The 16,440-nt window shown below is 66.2% G+C and carries 15 protein-coding genes; 13 read left to right on the top strand and 2 right to left on the bottom strand.

Annotated features, from left to right (window positions below):
• Positions 1–19: 19 nt before the first annotated feature.
• The 5 genes from KME82_RS22125 to KME82_RS22105 all read left to right on the top strand — a co-directional run bounded on the left by KME82_RS22125 (position 20) and on the right by KME82_RS22105 (position 8,049).
• Entirely contained in the window at positions 20–385 is a 366-nt protein-coding gene (locus KME82_RS22125; protein WP_215495927.1) for a hypothetical protein, read from the top strand.
• A 1,465-nt stretch (positions 386–1,850) separates the two neighbouring features.
• Positions 1,851–2,213 carry a hypothetical protein gene (locus KME82_RS26705; protein WP_252255466.1) on the top strand — a complete coding sequence of 121 codons (363 nt, stop codon included), beginning with the start codon at positions 1,851–1,853 and terminating at the stop codon, positions 2,211–2,213.
• Between the two features lie 441 nt (positions 2,214–2,654).
• Positions 2,655–4,778, top strand: coding sequence for a prolyl oligopeptidase family serine peptidase (locus KME82_RS22115; RefSeq protein WP_215495926.1), 2,124 nt, complete (start codon positions 2,655–2,657; stop codon positions 4,776–4,778).
• A gap of 159 nt (positions 4,779–4,937) precedes the next feature.
• On the top strand, positions 4,938–7,088 hold the full coding sequence (locus KME82_RS22110; protein ID WP_215495925.1) for a S9 family peptidase: 2,151 nt from the start codon (positions 4,938–4,940) through the stop codon (positions 7,086–7,088).
• A 586-nt stretch (positions 7,089–7,674) separates the two neighbouring features.
• On the top strand, positions 7,675–8,049 hold the full coding sequence (locus KME82_RS22105; protein ID WP_252255856.1) for a YbaN family protein: 375 nt from the start codon (positions 7,675–7,677) through the stop codon (positions 8,047–8,049).
• A gap of 126 nt (positions 8,050–8,175) precedes the next feature.
• On the opposite strand, the gene KME82_RS22100 is transcribed toward KME82_RS22105, so the two are convergent.
• Entirely contained in the window at positions 8,176–8,394 is a 219-nt protein-coding gene (locus tag KME82_RS22100; RefSeq protein WP_036101648.1) for a tautomerase family protein, read from the bottom strand.
• Between the two features lie 233 nt (positions 8,395–8,627).
• On the opposite strand from KME82_RS22100, the gene lptM reads away from it, so the two are divergent.
• The 8 genes from lptM (at position 8,628) to KME82_RS22060 (ending at position 15,865) form a co-directional block, all read left to right on the top strand.
• Positions 8,628–8,978 carry an LPS translocon maturation chaperone LptM gene (lptM, locus tag KME82_RS27250; protein WP_215495923.1) on the top strand — a complete coding sequence of 117 codons (351 nt, stop codon included), beginning with the start codon at positions 8,628–8,630 and terminating at the stop codon, positions 8,976–8,978.
• A gap of 4 nt (positions 8,979–8,982) precedes the next feature.
• The gene (dapF, locus tag KME82_RS22090; protein ID WP_252255464.1) at positions 8,983–9,873 is read left to right on the top strand and encodes a diaminopimelate epimerase; all 891 of its coding nucleotides are present in this window, start codon (positions 8,983–8,985) and stop codon (positions 9,871–9,873) included.
• Positions 9,870–10,556, top strand: a complete 687-nt coding sequence (locus KME82_RS22085; RefSeq protein ID WP_215495922.1) for a DUF484 family protein — start codon at positions 9,870–9,872, stop codon at positions 10,554–10,556. The genes dapF and KME82_RS22085 overlap by 4 nt, the downstream gene beginning before the upstream one ends.
• A gap of 73 nt (positions 10,557–10,629) precedes the next feature.
• A complete protein-coding gene (gene xerC, locus KME82_RS22080) occupies positions 10,630–11,526 on the top strand; it encodes a tyrosine recombinase XerC (RefSeq protein WP_215495921.1) in 897 nt (298 codons plus the stop codon).
• A 220-nt stretch (positions 11,527–11,746) separates the two neighbouring features.
• Complete coding sequence (gene hslV, locus KME82_RS22075) at positions 11,747–12,298, top strand: ATP-dependent protease subunit HslV (RefSeq protein WP_215495920.1); 552 nt, start codon at positions 11,747–11,749, stop codon at positions 12,296–12,298.
• A 113-nt stretch (positions 12,299–12,411) separates the two neighbouring features.
• Entirely contained in the window at positions 12,412–13,785 is a 1,374-nt protein-coding gene (hslU, locus tag KME82_RS22070; RefSeq protein WP_430538752.1) for an ATP-dependent protease ATPase subunit HslU, read from the top strand.
• Between the two features lie 294 nt (positions 13,786–14,079).
• Entirely contained in the window at positions 14,080–15,396 is a 1,317-nt protein-coding gene (locus KME82_RS22065) for an SDR family oxidoreductase (RefSeq protein WP_215495919.1), read from the top strand.
• Between the two features lie 4 nt (positions 15,397–15,400).
• The gene (locus KME82_RS22060) at positions 15,401–15,865 is read left to right on the top strand and encodes a DUF2269 family protein (RefSeq protein WP_215495918.1); all 465 of its coding nucleotides are present in this window, start codon (positions 15,401–15,403) and stop codon (positions 15,863–15,865) included.
• A gap of 37 nt (positions 15,866–15,902) precedes the next feature.
• Here the strand turns inward: KME82_RS22060 and KME82_RS22055 are convergent, their stop codons facing one another.
• Positions 15,903–16,370 carry a GNAT family N-acetyltransferase gene (locus tag KME82_RS22055; RefSeq protein ID WP_215495917.1) on the bottom strand — a complete coding sequence of 156 codons (468 nt, stop codon included), beginning with the start codon at positions 16,368–16,370 and terminating at the stop codon, positions 15,903–15,905.
• Positions 16,371–16,440 lie beyond the last annotated feature (70 nt).

The raw sequence follows: 16,440 nt of genomic DNA, 5'->3' as shown, positions 1-16,440 counted from the left end.
ATAACCCGGAGCGCAAACGATGGGCAATCAAGAATTTCAATTTTTCTTAAAAGACAACATTGATGAACTTACACTAATAACGGCTCTAAGCGACATTTTGGGCTTTAGTGTCGCGTCGCCCCTGTATTACTTTCCAAATCCCGACGGGATCGCCCAAATCACCACATTTGACGTCGGATTCAAATGCGGATGCCTTGTCACATATACTGATAAAGACAAGATAGACGAACGCATCGTGGCCCTCGCTCTGGCAAAAAAACTCCACATCGAACTAATATTTGAAATGGAAGAATCTGATAAGTGGCTACACGTTCAGCCGACCGGGGAACAAAGAGAGGTAACCGTAATCGATATCGATGTCGGAGTTGACATAGCACCCGACTGAAATAAAAAAGGGGGCAGCGAAGAGGGCAGAGTGGAATTTTCGAATCACTCCGAAGCAGATTGCAAAACAGGGCGCAGAATGGACTTTTCCTTCCACTCTCAGAGACCGGCCGAACCTTGGATAGACGTTCGATCTTTGTCGAGCCCGCGTGCCGCCGTAACTGGGCTTCGATCATGACTAGAAACCTGTCGGTACCGAAGGCATGTTGTCGTTGCAGTCGTACCCAAGTGAGGAGTTAGTTCGCCTGGATTTAGCACTTCTGCGACCAGGCCGGCATAAGCCTGCAGACGGCTTGCATCGTTTTCGCCCAAGGCGAGATAGGCCGGATGCGGAGTATGCAGAGCATCAGGTTCGCCTAACGCATTCGCTCGATATCTGGACCAGCAGTAATCGCCTGGTGCACTGCTCATTCCCGCGTGCAATGGGTTTAGTTCGATCTACCGACAGCAACGCGGCGGATAACTAACGCTGTCGACCGGATACGCCTTGCACCGCCATTTTTACAAGGTGCGGGACGCCCTCTCAAAAGGCCATGGCGCGATGACAGCTAGTCGAGATCAGACGCGCCCTCGTGCGAATTGCCCAGGCCTCTTCTAGTCAAACCCCGCCATCTACTTTCAGAACTGCTATGGCAAAGATGTAGAGCACGACAATCACAACAGATATCGCCAGAAATCGATGCTCGGGAAACAGGTGCCAGACCAGCAGAACCGCCGCGGTTCGTGCGACGACGTGAACCAATCCGATCCAGTGCTCGAAAACAGGGGGCAGAGTGGACTTTCATATCCACTCTCCGAAACCAGTCGATCTTTAGACGGACGCCCGATCTTTGCCGGACCTGCGCGTCGCTGTAGCTGGGATCATTGCCCGGAGCCGCTCGGTGCCGAGCGCGTGTTGTCGCTGTAGTCTCAATCGAATAAGAGCTAGCTCGTCTGGATTTAGCGCCTCTACAACCACACTGGCATACGCGTGCCGACGGTTTGCACTGTCCGCACCCAGGGCCAAATAAACCGGGTGTGGGTAAGCAAAGCATTGAGTTTGCCTGACGCTTTCGTGCGATAGCTGGAGCAACGATAATTCCCCGGCCCCCTCATCGTCCCCGCGCGCACCGGCTTGAGTTCAATGTAACGATAGCTATGCAGCAGATGGCTATTGGAAACAGGGGCGGAGTTATCGTCACTCCTTCTTCCAAAGAAACTTGAGCTTCGCGTAAATATTTGCACAGGCATGGCGGATGGTCGCCGCGAGCGGGCCGAAAAGTTTCGCAGTTGGATATTTCGACCGATGCGACCGCCTCGCACGCCGCTCGGCGTTGGAACTCTCGCTCCGTTCCGGCAGCCCGTCACCCGGTGCGCTCACGGCCCCACCCCGACCAACGGTCGTGAGCATCGCAACCTCTGAGACGCCACGGCAGGAAGGTAGGGACAACGTCGTCCCATCCCTTGCACCGTTCCGGAGTCAGGTCATGCCCGTCACCGCCGCCGATACCCGTTCCGCCGCCGATCAGGCCGATTTCATCCAGGCCGGTTTCGTCCGCGCCGACCTCGACACCGCCCTGCGTTACGCCCTGGCCATCGGCGCGCTGCTGGTGCTGATGCTGCCGGCCGCGCGCGGCAGCCAGAGCGCGATCGGTTGGTTGCCGATGTGGCTGGTGGCGATGCCGGCGATGGCGTGGTGGGCGCTGCATCGGTTCCGTTTGCCGAGTTGGCGCCGGGTGGCGCCGGCCGAGGCCGGGCAGGCGGTGCGCCGCCGCCGTCGCGGCGCGGTCCAGGCGCGTCGCCGGGCTCGTCCGGCGGTGATCGCGCGGCCGCTGCCGCGCGTGGCTTGAGCGCGCCGCCTGAATCGCTCCATCTGAATCGGTCCATCTAAAAAAGCGCTGCGCCTGAATCGGTCCACCTAAATCGATGCCGGCCGCGCCGGGCGCGCCTGTCCGCGCCGCGGCCGGCGAGTGTCGCAATCGCCCGAACGGGCTTGAGGTCGCGCAGAGACCAGGCTTGAGCAGGCATGAGCCCGCACAGCCCTGCGCTCAAACAGCCCTGGACCCCAAACAGGCCCCGACCAGGCAGGCCTCGACGAAACACGCCCCGAGCCAAGGCATGAACCCGACCTAATTCGGCAAGCGCGCGAAGCAGAAAAAGCACATCGCCGCGGGCCCGCGACATCGCCCGCCAACGCAGCCAACCCCGCAACTCCCTACATGACCATGGACAGGGCGGCCGCCCCGGCGCCCTGTGCTAGCGTGGCGGCCTTCCTTTGTTCCGGAACCGCCATGCCCGTTCTCCCGAAGACCTGTCAGTCCCTGTTGCTAGCGGCCGGTCTCGCGGCTGCATCGGCCTGCGGCGCCGTCATCGCCAAGGAGGCGACCGTGACCGACGATCCCTACGCGTGGCTCGAAGACGTCGACGGCAAGCGCGCGCTCGACTGGGTGCATGCGCGCAACGCCAAGACCGAAGCCGAATACACCGGCAGCGCGCAGTTCAAGCAGCTCGAAGCGAGCATCCTCGAGATCCTCGATTCCGACGCCAAGATCCCCGACGTACAGAAGATCGGCGATCACTATTACAACTTCTGGCAGGACGCCCAGCACCCGCGCGGCCTGTGGCGCCGCACCACCCTGGCCGAGTACCGCAAGGACAAGCCGGCCTGGGAAACGGTGCTCGACCTGGACGCGCTCAACGCCCAGGAGAACGAGCAATGGGTCTGGCACGGCGCCGAATGCCTGCGCCCGGATTTCCAGCGCTGCCTGATTTCGCTGTCGCGCGGCGGATCCGACGCCGACGTCACCCGCGAATTCGACCTGGTCGCCAAGACCTGGATCAAGGACGGTTTCTACCGCCCCGAAGCCAAGGGCAGCCTGACCTGGATCGATCGCGATCACGTCTACGTCGCCACCGATTTCGGCAAGGGCAGCATGACCAGCTCGGGCTATGCGCGCACGGTCAAGCTGTGGACGCGCGGCACCCCGATGGCCCAGGCCGCGCCGGTCTACGAGGGTCGGGACAGCGACATGATGGTCGGCGCCTGGCACGACCCGACGCCGGGCTTCGAGCGCGACTTCGTCGAACGCACCATCGCGTTCTACAACAACGAACTGTTCCTGCGCGGCGCCGACGGCAAGCTCAGCAAGCTCGATCTGCCCAACTCCGCGAACAAGGAAGTGCGCCGCGAGTGGTTGTTGCTGGAACTGCGCGATCCTTACGAAGCCGGCGGCAAGACGTATCCCGCCGGCAGCCTGATCGCCACGCGTCTGGACGATTTCCAGGCCGGCAAGCGCGATTTCGTCAGCCTGTTCGCGCCCACCGACACCAGTTCGCTGGCCGGCACGACCTGGACCCGCCATCACCTCATCATCAACGTCCTCGACGACGTCAAGAACAAGCTCACCGTGTTGACCCCGCCGGACGCGGGGCAGGGCGAGTGGACGCGCGCAGCGTTCGTCGGCGCGCCGACGTTCGGCACGGTCATGGTCGGCGCGGTCGACGGCATCGACAGCGATGCGGTCTGGCTCAGCGCGGCGGATTACCTGACCCCGACCACGCTGGCATTGGCCGAGCCCGGGCAGACGCCCGAAGTGCTCAAGACCATGCCGACCTTCTTCGATGCGTCGAAGGACACGATCGAACAGCACTTCGCCAAGAGCCAGGACGGCACCCGCGTGCCGTACTTCCTGGTGCGGCCGAAGGACCTCAAGTACGACGGCAAGGCGCCGACGCTGCTGTACGGCTACGGCGGTTTCGAAGTGTCGATGACCCCGAAGTATTCCGGCGGAATCGGCAGGGGCTGGCTGGCAAAGGGCGGCGTGTACGCGGTCGCCAACATCCGCGGCGGCGGCGAGTACGGCCCGCGCTGGCACCAGGCCGCGCTCAAGGCCAACCGGCACAAGGCGTATGAGGACTTCGCCGCGGTCGGCCGCGACCTGATCGAACGCAAGATCACCAGCACCCCGCACCTGGGCGTGCAGGGCGGCAGCAACGGCGGCCTGCTCACCGGCAACATGCTGACCCAGTACCCGGAGCTGTTCGGCGCGGTCGTGGTGCAGGTGCCGCTGCTCGACATGAAGCGCTACAGCCACCTGCTGGCCGGCGCCTCGTGGATGGCCGAATACGGCAACCCCGACACCGACGACTGGTCCTTCATCAAGACCTTCTCGCCGTATCACCTGTTCGACCCCAAGCGCGAGTACCCGCCGGTGATCTTCATGACCTCGACCAAGGACGATCGCGTCCATCCGGGCCATGCGCGCAAGATGGCGGCGAAGATGCTCGATGCCGGCAAGAACGTGACCTACTACGAAAACATCGAAGGCGGCCACGGCGGCGCGGCCAACAACGCCCAGCAGGCGCATATGAGCGCGCTGGCCCTGACCTTCCTGTGGCAGCAGTTGGCCAAATGAGTCGTGCGCGCCGGGTCGCCGCCAGGCCCGCGTGAGCCGTGACCGAACGGGCGCTGCGGCGCCCGTTCGGCCGATCGGCCCCCGCGCACTGAACCCATCCCGCGACGAAGTCCCCAATCCGCGTCTTGCCCCGTTGCGCAACCCGTCCTCGGACCCTATATGAAACCGACCCTGTTAACGCTTGCGGCCACGCTACTGATGACCACCACCCTCAACGCTCCCGCCGCCGACCTGCCCGCGCCGCCCGATGTGGCCAAGAAGCCCTACACCGTCAAGGCGCCGCACGGCGCCCAGCGCGGCGACGAGTACTACTGGCTGCGCGACGACAAGCGCAAGAACCCCGAAATGCTGGCGTACCTCAATGCCGAGAACGCCTACGTCGACACGGTGATGAAGCCGCTCAAGCCGCTGGAGGACAAGCTCTACGGCGAAATCGTCGGCCGCATCAAGCAAGACGACAGCTCGGTGCCGTACCGCGAACGCGGCTACTGGTACTACACCCGCTTCGAGACCGGCCAGGATTACCCGATCCACGCGCGCCGCAAGGGCAGCATGGAGGACGCCGAGCAGGTCCTGCTCGACGTCAACGCGATGGCCAAGGGCAAGGACTACTTCAGCGTCGGCGCGATGGAGGTCACCCAGGACAATCAGGTGCTGGCCTGGGCCGACGATGCGGTCGGCCGTCGCCAGTACAAGATCCGGTTCAAGAATCTGGCCACCGGCGAGATCTATCCGGACGTCATTGAAAATGCGTCCACCGACCTGGTCTGGGCCGACGACAACAAGACCCTGTTCTACGTCGAGAACGATCCCAAGACCCTGCTGACCGTGCGGATCAAGAAGCACGTGCTCGGCACGCCCGCATCCAAGGACGCGCTGGTCTACGAGGAAAAGGACGACAGCTTCTACATGGGCATCGAGCGCAGCCGCGACGACGCCTACATCTGCATCAACATCCACAGCACCGTGTCGAGCGAAGTGCGTTGCGCGCCGGCCGCCGATCCGAAGGCGTTCTTCGTGCTCGCGCCGCGCCAGCGCGATGTCGAATACGACGCCGACCATCTCGGCGGCCGCTGGGTGATCCGCACCAACGCGCCCGGCGCCGACGGCAAGCCGGCGCCGAACTTCAAGCTGGTCACCGCCGACGACGGCGCGCGTTCGATCAAGGAGTGGAAGGACTGGATCGCGCACCGCGACGACGTGTTCGTCGAGGGCTTCGAACTGTTCGACGGCTTCACCGCCGTGGCCGAGCGCTCCAACGCGCTCGAGCGTCTGCGCCTGATCGGCAAGGACGGCAAGGAAGAGTTCGTCAAGGCCGACGAGCCGGCGTTCTCGATGGGCCTGTCGGTCAATTCCGAACACGACACGCCGTGGCTGCGCTACACCTACACTTCGCTGACCACGCCGGCGACCACCTACGAACTCAACACCCAGACCGGTGAGCGCAAGCTGCTCAAGCGCCAGCCGGTGATCGGCTACGACAGCGAGAAGTACGTGACCGAGCGCTTCTGGGCGACCGCGCGCGACGGCGTCAAGGTGCCGGTGTCGCTGGTCTACAAGAAGGGCTTCGAGAAGAACGGCAAGGCCGCGTTGCTGCAGTACGCCTACGGCAGCTACGGCATGTCGATGGACCCGGGCTTCAACAGCACCGTCGTCAGCCTGCTCGATCGCGGCATGGTCTATGCGATCGCGCACATCCGCGGCGGCCAGGAAATCGGCCGCAAGTGGTACGACGACGGCAAGCTGTTCCACAAGCAGAACACGTTCAACGATTTCGTCGACGTCACCGCCGATCTGGTCAAGGCCGGTTACGCCGCGCCCGATCGCGTCGCCGCGTACGGCGGCAGCGCGGGCGGCCTGTTGATGGGGGCGGTGGCGAACATGGCGCCGGACAAGTACCGCGTGGTGCTGTCGCAGGTGCCGTTCGTCGATGTGGTCACCACCATGCTCGACGCCAGCATCCCGCTGACCACCAACGAGTACGACGAGTGGGGCAACCCGGAGAAGAAGGACTACTACGACTACATGCTGTCGTACTCGCCTTACGACAATCTCAAGAAGCAGGCGTATCCGGCGATGTTCGTCGGCACCGGCCTGTGGGATTCGCAGGTGCAGTACTGGGAGCCGGCGAAGTACGTGGCGCGGCTGCGCGACCTCGACACCGGCAAGCAGCCGGTGCTGTTCCGCACCAACATGGACGCCGGCCACGGCGGCAAGTCGGGCCGCTTCCGCCGTTTCCGCGAACAGGCGGAGATGTACTCGTTCATGATCGACCAGATGCAGGTCAGCGCGGACGTGCTGGCGAAGTGAACCGACGGATGCGCTCGCGCCGGTAGCGGCGTGGCGATCGGACAAGCCCGGCGATGCCGGGCTTGTTCGTTTCTGGGGATTGGGTGAGGTGGGTGTCCTGCTTGATGCGGAAGTTCGGCGCCGGTTGAGCGAACAGTGGTGCGATAGGCGGGGTCGGCCTGGGCTGAGCGAAAAGCTTCGGGGCTGAAGCCCCTCCCACAAAAGACCTCGCGGCTGAAACCCCTCCACAAAGACAACTCGCGGCCGAAACCCTTCCTACAAAACACCTGGCGGGTATCGCTCCGCCTTCCGATCAACAAGACCCGAGCATCGCATCGAGGTCTTTTGTGGGAGGGGCTTCAGCCCCGACGCACTCGGCCCCGATCGCGAGAGCCCTCCAAGCAACCCATCCACAGCGCTTGAAACCGCGCCGACACCCGCCATGTGTCTCCCACCCACCGCTCGGCTGCATACTTCCGGCATGTCCGTTCCACCTTCTCCCTCCGATCCGGACGCCGCACCCGGCGCCGGACCGCGAGCCGGCCTCGCCACACCCGAGCCGCCACCGTCGCCGAGCGAGCCGGCCGCCTCGCGCCCGCGCAGTCGCTTGCGCTGGGCCTGGTGGCTGCTGGCCTATGCCAGCCTGGGCCTGGGCATCATCGGCATCGTCGTGCCCGGCCTGCCGACCGTGCCGTTCGTGCTGCTGTCGGCGTTCGCCGCCGCGCGCGGCTCCGAGCGCCTGCACGCGCGGCTGCTCGCGCACCGCCAGTTCGGCCCGATGATCCGCGACTGGCAGGCGCACGGCGCGGTCCGCCGGCGGGCCAAGTGGCTGGCGGTGTCGATGATGTCGGCCTGCGCGGTGATCATGTTCCTGACCTCGCCCAAGCTGTGGATGGCGATGACCGGCACCTCGATCATGACCGTGGTGGCGATCTGGCTGTGGCGTCGGCCGGAGCCGCCGGACGATCGCGGCGCGCGTTGAGCGCCGGCCGAGGTTCGATGCCCGTCCAACTGCCGCCCACACCGGCAGAATCGGCGCTAGGCCGCACGCACCGGCCACTTCCGCGGGCACGACGCCCGTTGCGAGCGACGCCGGACCCCGCCGAACCTAGCCCGCCTTAGGCGCCATCCCCATCTTCTCCAGGGTCAACGTCTCGTCGGCCCGGCCCCAGCCGCCGTCGGCGACTTCCTCGACCAGCACCATCGAATACGGACGCACGCCCTCGCCGAAATATTCGACGAACATCGCGGTGGTGCGGTGGATGATCTCCTCCTTGCGGGCGTGATCGAGAATGCCTTCGGGGAATTTGTAGTTTGCGAACGGCATGGCGCTCTCCTGGTTCGGGGGTGGACGCGAGGTCCGTGCGGCGCATTGTTCTTGTGCGCTCCGGCGCGATAAAGCCGCCCGGGTTGGGAAGTGAATTCATCCAGCCGCAACAATCGCCGCGCGGCCGCCGCGCCCGCGCCCGGGCCATCAGCTGAACCCGTCCATGCCCGCGGGCTCGGTCGTCCCCGCCCGTGGGTTCGTTTCCGCCGCCCCTGCGGGCTACACTTCGGCCCATGAATGCACGCCACGCCACGCCCCTCGTTCTGACCGCGTTGACCCTCGCCCTGGCCGCCTGCGGCAACAAGGGCCCGTTGGTCCTGCCGACCCAGCCCGCGCCGCAGGAAGCGCCGCCGGCCAAGCCCGGCGAAGTGCCGGTGACCATTTCCAAGGCCAACGACCCGCCGGTCGCGACCGCGCCGGTGCCCAAGTCGCTGCCCACGCCGCCGCTGGACAGCGTGCTGACCCCGCCGACCACCCAGGACGGCAAGGGCAGCAAGGACGCCAAGGACAAGGACGGCAAGACCCAGGACGGCGACGGTTCCGACGCGACCAAGCCGGCCGAGCCGACGCCCGCCGGCGGCTGAGCCCATGGCCGAGTCGACCACCGCCGCGTCCGCGCCGTCGCGCCCGGGCGCCATCGGTTTCAGCAAGATGCACGGCGCCGGCAACGACTTCGTGGTGCTGGACCTGCGCGGCGGCCTCGCGCCGCCTGATGCCGACAGCTGCCGCCGCCTCGCCGACCGCCATTTCGGGGTCGGCTGCGACCAGATCCTGACCATCGAAGACCCGCTCAGCGACGGTTCCGTCGCCTCGTACCGGATCTGGAACGCCGACGGCTCGACTTCGCAGCAATGCGGCAACGGCGCGCGCTGCATCGCCGCGTGGCTGGTGCGCGACGGCGCGGCCGCGCGCGGCGCCGAGGCCGACGGCGGCTTCTTCGTCGACAGCCCGGCCGGTCGCCACGCGGTGCAACCCTTGGGCGGCGACGCCTACCGCATCGGCATGGGCCGGCCCGAGTTCGAACCCGCGCTGATTCCGCTGCTCGGTTACCCCGCGCGCCAGGATCAATACGTGCTCGACATCCACGACACCGTGTTCGGTTTCGGCGCGGTGTCGATGGGCAATCCGCATGCGGTGATCGAAGTCGACGACGTCGACGCCGCGCCGGTCGAAGGCATCGGCCCGCTGCTGCAATCGAGCGCGGCGTTTCCCGAATCGGCCAACGTCGGTTTCGCCCAGGTGATCGCGCCGGACCGGATCAAGCTGCGGGTGTACGAGCGCGGCTCCGGCGAAACCCTCGCCTGCGGCAGCGGCGCCTGCGCCGCCGCCGCGGTGCTGATGCAACGCGGCCGCATCGGCCGCGACGTGCGCGTGCAGTTGCCCGGCGGCGAACTGCGCATCGTCTGGCCCGACCCCGAGTCGGCGCTGTCGATGTCCGGCCCGACCGCATTCGTCTTCGAAGGAGAGTGGAACCGATGAGCGACAGATTCGGCGACAAGCCGGCCGACCAGCTCGGCGCGCACGAAATCGCCAACTGGCTGCGCCGCCATCCGCGCTTCCTGCAGCAGTTTCCCGACCTGTCGCTGAGCCTGGTGGTGCCGCGCGAGGAAGGCTCGGCCGCGTCGCTGGCGAGCTATCAGCTCGAAGTGCTGCGCGACAAGAACCGCGAACTCTCGCGCCGCCTGCACGAACTGTTCGCCAACGCCCAGGACAACGAACGCCTGGCCGTGCGCACCCATCAATTGACCCTCGCGCTGATGCGCCAGGACAACGCCGCCGACACCCTGCGCGCGATGGCCGCGAGCCTGGCCGAGGATTTCAACGGCGATCTGGTCCGGCTGATCGCGTTCAAGCCCTATGACGGCTTGAGCGACAACGAGTGGCTGCAGATCATCGAAGAATCCGATCCGCGCCTGCAGCCGTTCCGCGACGCGCTGAGCGACGGCGAGCCGCTGTGCGGTCGCCTGCAGCCGGAAAAGCACGCGGTGCTGTACGGCGAGCGCGCCGCCGACGTGCAGTCCACCGCCTTGCTGCCGTTGCCGGGCAGCGGCCTGATCGCGGTCGGCAGCCGCGACCCGAACCGTTTCTTCCCCGGCATGGGCACGCTGTTCCTGCGCATGATGGGCGAATCGCTGGCGGTGGCCTTGCGCCGTTACGACTGAGCCGCGCCATCCGGCGCCGCGGCGCGAAACCAGCGCGATCGCCGCGACGCGCAAGCGAGTACGATCGCAAGGCATGAACGCCGTCGAAACATTTCTCGACCATCTGCGCGTGGAACGGCGCATGTCCGCGCATACGCTCGATGCGTACCAGCGCGATCTCGCCGCGCTGTGGCTGTGGGCCGAAGAAAGCGGACGCGGCGAGGTGATGGCGCTGCAGGCCGAAGACCTGCGCGCGTTCATCGCTGCCGAACGCCGGCGCGGACTCACGCCCAAGAGCCTGCAGCGGCGCTTGTCGGCGTGTCGCAGTTTCTATCTGTGGCAGGTCAAGCAAGGTCATCTGGCCGCCAGCCCGGCCGCGGCGATCCGCGCGCCGAAGGCGCCGCGCAAACTGCCGCAGGTGCTCGATCCCGACGAAGCCAAGGTGCTGGTCGAAGTGCCGACCGACGTGCCGCTGGGCCTGCGCGACCGCGCCGTGCTGGAGCTGTTCTATTCCTCCGGCGTGCGCCTGAGCGAACTGTGCGCGCTGCGTTGGCGCGACCTCGACCTCGACGACGGCCTGGTCACCGTGCTCGGCAAGGGCAGCAAGCAGCGCATCGTGCCGCTGGGCTCGCACGCGCGCGCCGCCTTGCGCGAGTGGCGCGCATCGACCGGCGCCGGCAACGACGCGCAAGTGTTTCCCGGTCGCGGCGGCGGCCCGATCACGCCGCGCGCGGTGCAGTTGCGCATCCGCCAACTCGCCCAGCGGCAGGGCTTGTTCAAGCGCGTACATCCGCATCTGCTGCGGCATTCCTTCGCCAGCCACATCCTGGAATCCTCCGGCGATCTGCGCGGCGTGCAGGAACTGCTCGGCCACGCCGACATCGCCACCACCCAGATCTATACGCATCTGGATTTCCAGCATCTGGCCAAGGTGTACGACGCGGCGCATCCGCGGGCCAAACGCAAGAAAGGTACCGGCGACAGCGAGTAAGCGCGCTGCACTGAATCTGCGCGGGCTTTTGCGGGAGCTGCTCTTGTGGGAGGGGCTTCAGCCCCGACGCTCTTCGGTCCGGCGCGGCGAACTGAACCAAGAGCGTCGGGGCTGAAGCCCCTCCCACAAAAGCATCGCTGCGTCGAGGCAACACCAGGGCCGGGGACTTGACTCGCCGCCCCGCGCCCCCATCCAGGAATTCAGTATCCCGGAGGTCGCAATGGACCCGAGTCAGAATCCCAACGTGTTTCACGCCACCACGATCGTCTCGGTACGCCGCGACGGTCGCGTCGCCGTGGCCGGCGACGGCCAGGTGACGCTCGGTCACACCGTCATGAAGTCGAACGCGCGCAAGGTGCGTCGCCTGGGCCGCGACGGCCAGGTATTGGCCGGTTTCGCCGGCGCCGCCGCCGACGCGTTCACCTTGTTCGAATTGTTCGAAGCCAAGCTGGAAAAACACGGCCAGCTGACCCGCGCCGCGGTCGAACTGGCCAAGGACTGGCGCACCGAACGCCGCCTTGGAAAACTCGAAGCGCTGCTCGCGGTGGCCGACAGGGAAACCTCCTTGATCATCAGCGGCACGGGCGATGTGATCGAGCCCGAAGACGGCATCATCGCGATCGGTTCGGGCGGCATGTACGCGTTGTCCGCCGCGCGCGCACTGATGGCCCACACCCAGCTCGACGCGCGCACCATCGCCACCGAGTCGATCGGCATCGCGGGCGACGTGTGCATCTATACGAATCGCAATGTGGTGGTTGAGGAGCTTTGAAGCCGGGAATGGAGAATCGGGAATAGGGAATCGCAAGAGCGTTTCTCCCCGACCTCGTTTCACCGCGTGCTTTGACCATTCCCGATTCCCTATTCCTTATTCCCGAATACGCCATGAAACCCGACAACACCCACGCCACCATGACCCCGCGCGAAATCGTGCAGGAACTCGATCGCCACATCGTCGGCCAGCACGCGGCCAAGCGCGCGGTCGCGATCGCGCTGCGCAACCGTTGGCGGCGCATGCAGCTCGATGACGATCTGCGCAACGAAGTCATGCCCAAGAACATCCTGATGATCGGTCCGACCGGCGTCGGCAAGACCGAGATCGCGCGCCGCCTGGCGACGCTCGCCAACGCGCCGTTCGTCAAGGTCGAGGCCACGCGCTTCACCGAGGTCGGCTACGTCGGCAAGGACGTCGAACAGATCGTGCGCGATCTGGCCGACACCGCGGTCAAGCTGTATCGCGAGCAGGCCAAGAGCCGCGTGCGCACCCAGGCCGAAGACCGCGCCGAGGACCGCATCCTCGATGCGCTGCTGCCCAAGCGCGTGCCCGGCGGTTTCGGCTTCGGCGCGGAAACCCCGGCCGCCGATCACAGCGCACCCGACAGCGACACCCGCAGCAAGTTGCGCAAGCAATTGCGCAGCGGCGAGCTGGACGAACGCGAGATCGAGATCGAAACCTCGCTCAACGTCGGCGTCGACATCATGGCGCCGCCCGGCATGGAGGAAATGGGCCAGCAGCTGCGGCAGATGTTCTCGCAGGTGTCCGGCGGCAAGAGCCAGAAGAAGCACCTCACGATCAAGGCCGCGCGTCCGCAGCTGATCGAGGAGGAGGCCGGCAAGCTGGTCAACGAAGACGACATCCGCCAGGCCGCGATCGAAGCCTGCGAGCAGCACGGCATCGTGTTCATCGACGAGATCGACAAGGTCGCCAAGCGCGGCGAATCGGGGATGAGCGGCGGCGATGTCAGCCGCGAAGGCGTGCAGCGCGACCTGCTGCCGCTGGTCGAAGGCTCGACCGTGAGCACCAAGTACGGCGCGGTCAAGACCGACCACATCCTGTTCATCGCATCGGGCGCGTTCCATCTGGCCAAGCCCAGCGACCTGATCCCCGAGTTGCAGGGCCGCTTCCCGATCCGGGTCGAGCTGACCGCGCTGACCAAGGACGATTTCGTCCGCATCCTGACCGAGCCCAAGGCCGCGCTGACCACCCAGTACGTCGAACTGCTCAAGACCGAAGGCGTGAACCTGCAGTTCACGGCCGATGCGGTGGATCGTCTGGCCGAGATCGCCGCGCAGGTCAACGAACGTCAGGAAAATATCGGCGCGCGTCGTCTGCATACGGTGCTCGAGCGGTTGCTCGATACCTTGAGCTATGAGGCGCCCGATCGCGACGGACAGGCGGTGACGATCGATCGCGCCTACGTCGATGAACATCTGGGCGAGTTGGTGCAGGACCCGGATTTGAGTCGTTACATCCTGTAATCCGCACCTGCAATTCGCGCTGCTTCAAAGCCCCTCTCCCGCTTGCGGCGACCGAAGGAAGTGCAGAGCTGAGAGGGGTTGGGGTGAGGGAGCATTCGCAAGCTGCGTCGCCTGATACGCGGCAGCGCAATAACACACGCTTCGCACCCTCACCCTAACCCTCTCAGCTCTGCGCTTCCTTCGGTCGCCGCAAGCGGGAGAGGGAACGCAGGCGCGACGATCTGTTGAATGCGCGCATGAATTTATCGCGCAACCAGTCCGAAATCCGCACCCGCTCTGCTACCGTGTCGCCCCATGGACGACACCGCACCCGTGCCACGGACCGACACCGCGCGCACCGCCTTGGTCATCGGCGCCAATGGGTTTCTCGCCGGCTATCTGATCGCCGCCTTGCATCGCCACGGTTGGCGCGTGCTGCGCGGCGTGCGCGACAGCGGCCGCGCCCCGCGCGAGGACGAACGCATCGCCGACCTCGCCCGCATGACCACGCCCGACGCCTGGCGCGACAGCCTGCGCGGCGTCGATGCGGTGGTCAACGTCGCCGGCATCCTGCGCGAGACCGGCGCGCAGACGTTCCAGGCCATCCACGTCGATGGCCCGCTCGCGCTGGCGCAGGCCTGCGTCGAGTTCGGCGTCGCGCGCTTCGTGCAGATCTCCGCGCTCGGACAGGCCGAGGACGGCGGCTTTCTCGCCTCCAAGCACCGTTTCGATGAAGCCCTGCTCGCGCTGCCGCTGAGCGCGGTGGCGCTGCGGCCGTCGATCGTCTACGCCGCTTCGGGTTCCTACGGCGGCACCTCGCTGCTGCGCGCGCTGGCTGCGTTTCCGGGCTGGCAGTTGCTGCCCGGCGACGGCCATTGGCCGCTGCAGCCGGTCGCGGCCGAAGACCTCGGCGAGATCGCCGCGCGCGCGGCGGCCGGCACGCAGTGCGGCATCTACGAAATCGGCGGTCCGCGCACGATGTCCCTGCGCGAGTACCAAACCCATTGGCGGCGCTGGCTGCGCATCGACGGCACCCGTGCGATCGATTTCCCACAATCGCTGGTGTCGCTGCAGGTCGCGATCAGCGAACGCCTCGGCCGCGGTCCGGTCGGGCAGACTATGTGGCGCATGCTCCGGCGCGGCAACATCACCGCGGCGGACGCGCCGGCGCGGGTGCAAGCCGACTTCGGCCACGCCGCGCGCGATCTGCCGCAAGTGCTCGCCGCCACGCCGAGCCAGGTCCAGGACCGTTGGCAGGCGCAGCTGTATTTCCTCGCGCCGACCTTGCGCCTGGCGATCGTCGCGTTGTGGTTGATCTCGGCGCTGGCTGGATGGCTCACGCCCGCGGCGACGATCGAGGCGATGACCGCCGGTTCGCCGATGCAGGCGTTGCAACCGGTATTGCTGGCGCGCGCGACCGCGGCGCTCGATGCCGTGCTCGCCGCGGGCCTGTTGATCGGCTGGCGGCCGCGCTGGATGCTCGGCCTGATGGGCATCAGCGTGCTGGCCTACACCGTGGTGTTCGGCGCCTTGCTGCCGATGCAGTGGCTCGACCCGCTGGGCGGGCTGGCCAAGAATCTGGTGGTGCTGCCGGCGCTCGCGGTGGCCTGGGTGCTGGCGGACAGGAGATGAACCGATGCTCTATCTGTGGGTGAAGTGGATACACATCCTGTCGTCGACCTTGCTGTTCGGCACTGGCCTGGGCATCGCGTTCTTCTTCTGGATCGCGCACAAGCGCGGCGATGCGAAGGTGATCGCCGAGACCGCGCGCACGGTGGTGATCGCCGACGCCTGTTTCACCGCGCCGGCGGTGATCGTGCAGTTCGCCACCGGCGTGTGGCTGATGCTGCACTTAGGGATGCCGCCGTCGGTGTTCTGGCTGAAGACCGCGCTGGTGCTGTTCTTCGTGGTCGGCGCGTGCTGGTTGCCGGTGCTGTGGCTGCAGGCGCGCGCGAAGCGGTTGGCGAGCGAAGCCGCGGCCGCGGGCGAAGCGTTGTCGCCGGCGTATTACCGCACGATGCGCTGGTGGTTCTGGCTCGGCTGGCCGGCGTTCCTCAGCGTGATGGCGATCTTCTGGCTGATGGTGCTCAAGCCGGTCTGAGCGCGCTGGTCTGAGCGCGCCTGTATGAGCGGTGAGCTCAGCGCCAGCGCCGCAGGATCACGCCGACCGCGGGATACTCGTCGCTGCCGGCGAGGCGGCCGTTGCGGCGTTCGATTTCGACGAAACCCTCGGAGCGATACAGCCGCAGCGCCGGTTCGTTGCCGTCCAGCGCCTGGGTGCCGACCACCGGCCCGCAATCGGCCAGCGCGTGCCGCAGCAGGCTGCGTCCGACCCCGCGGCGATAGGCCTCGGGGTGGACGTACAACCAGTTCAGCGTATGCCGCTGATACGCGACGAAACCTTGCACGACGCCGTCGAGCAGGCCGACATCGAGCCGGCCCTCGAACAAACCTTCGCTGTGCGCGGTGCGCGCCAGGCTGCGGAACGCGGCCGGATTGGCGCTGAGTTTCAATTCGTCCAGGCGCGCGCGGTCGTGGATTTCGCACAGGCGCGGCCAGTCGTCCAGCACGTAGGGCCGGATCAGCACCGCGGAGTCTGAGGGCACCCTGCCTGAGTCGGACATCGCCAGCACGCTTGCGCACGAAAACCGGTGGAAACAGACTTTTCCCGAATCG

It is taken from the genome of Lysobacter capsici, assembly GCF_018732085.1.
In the GTDB taxonomy this organism is placed as follows: domain Bacteria; phylum Pseudomonadota; class Gammaproteobacteria; order Xanthomonadales; family Xanthomonadaceae; genus Lysobacter; species Lysobacter capsici_A.
The sequence above is the reverse complement of the archived record's forward strand: the minus strand, read 5'-3'. Positions and strand labels throughout refer to the sequence as shown.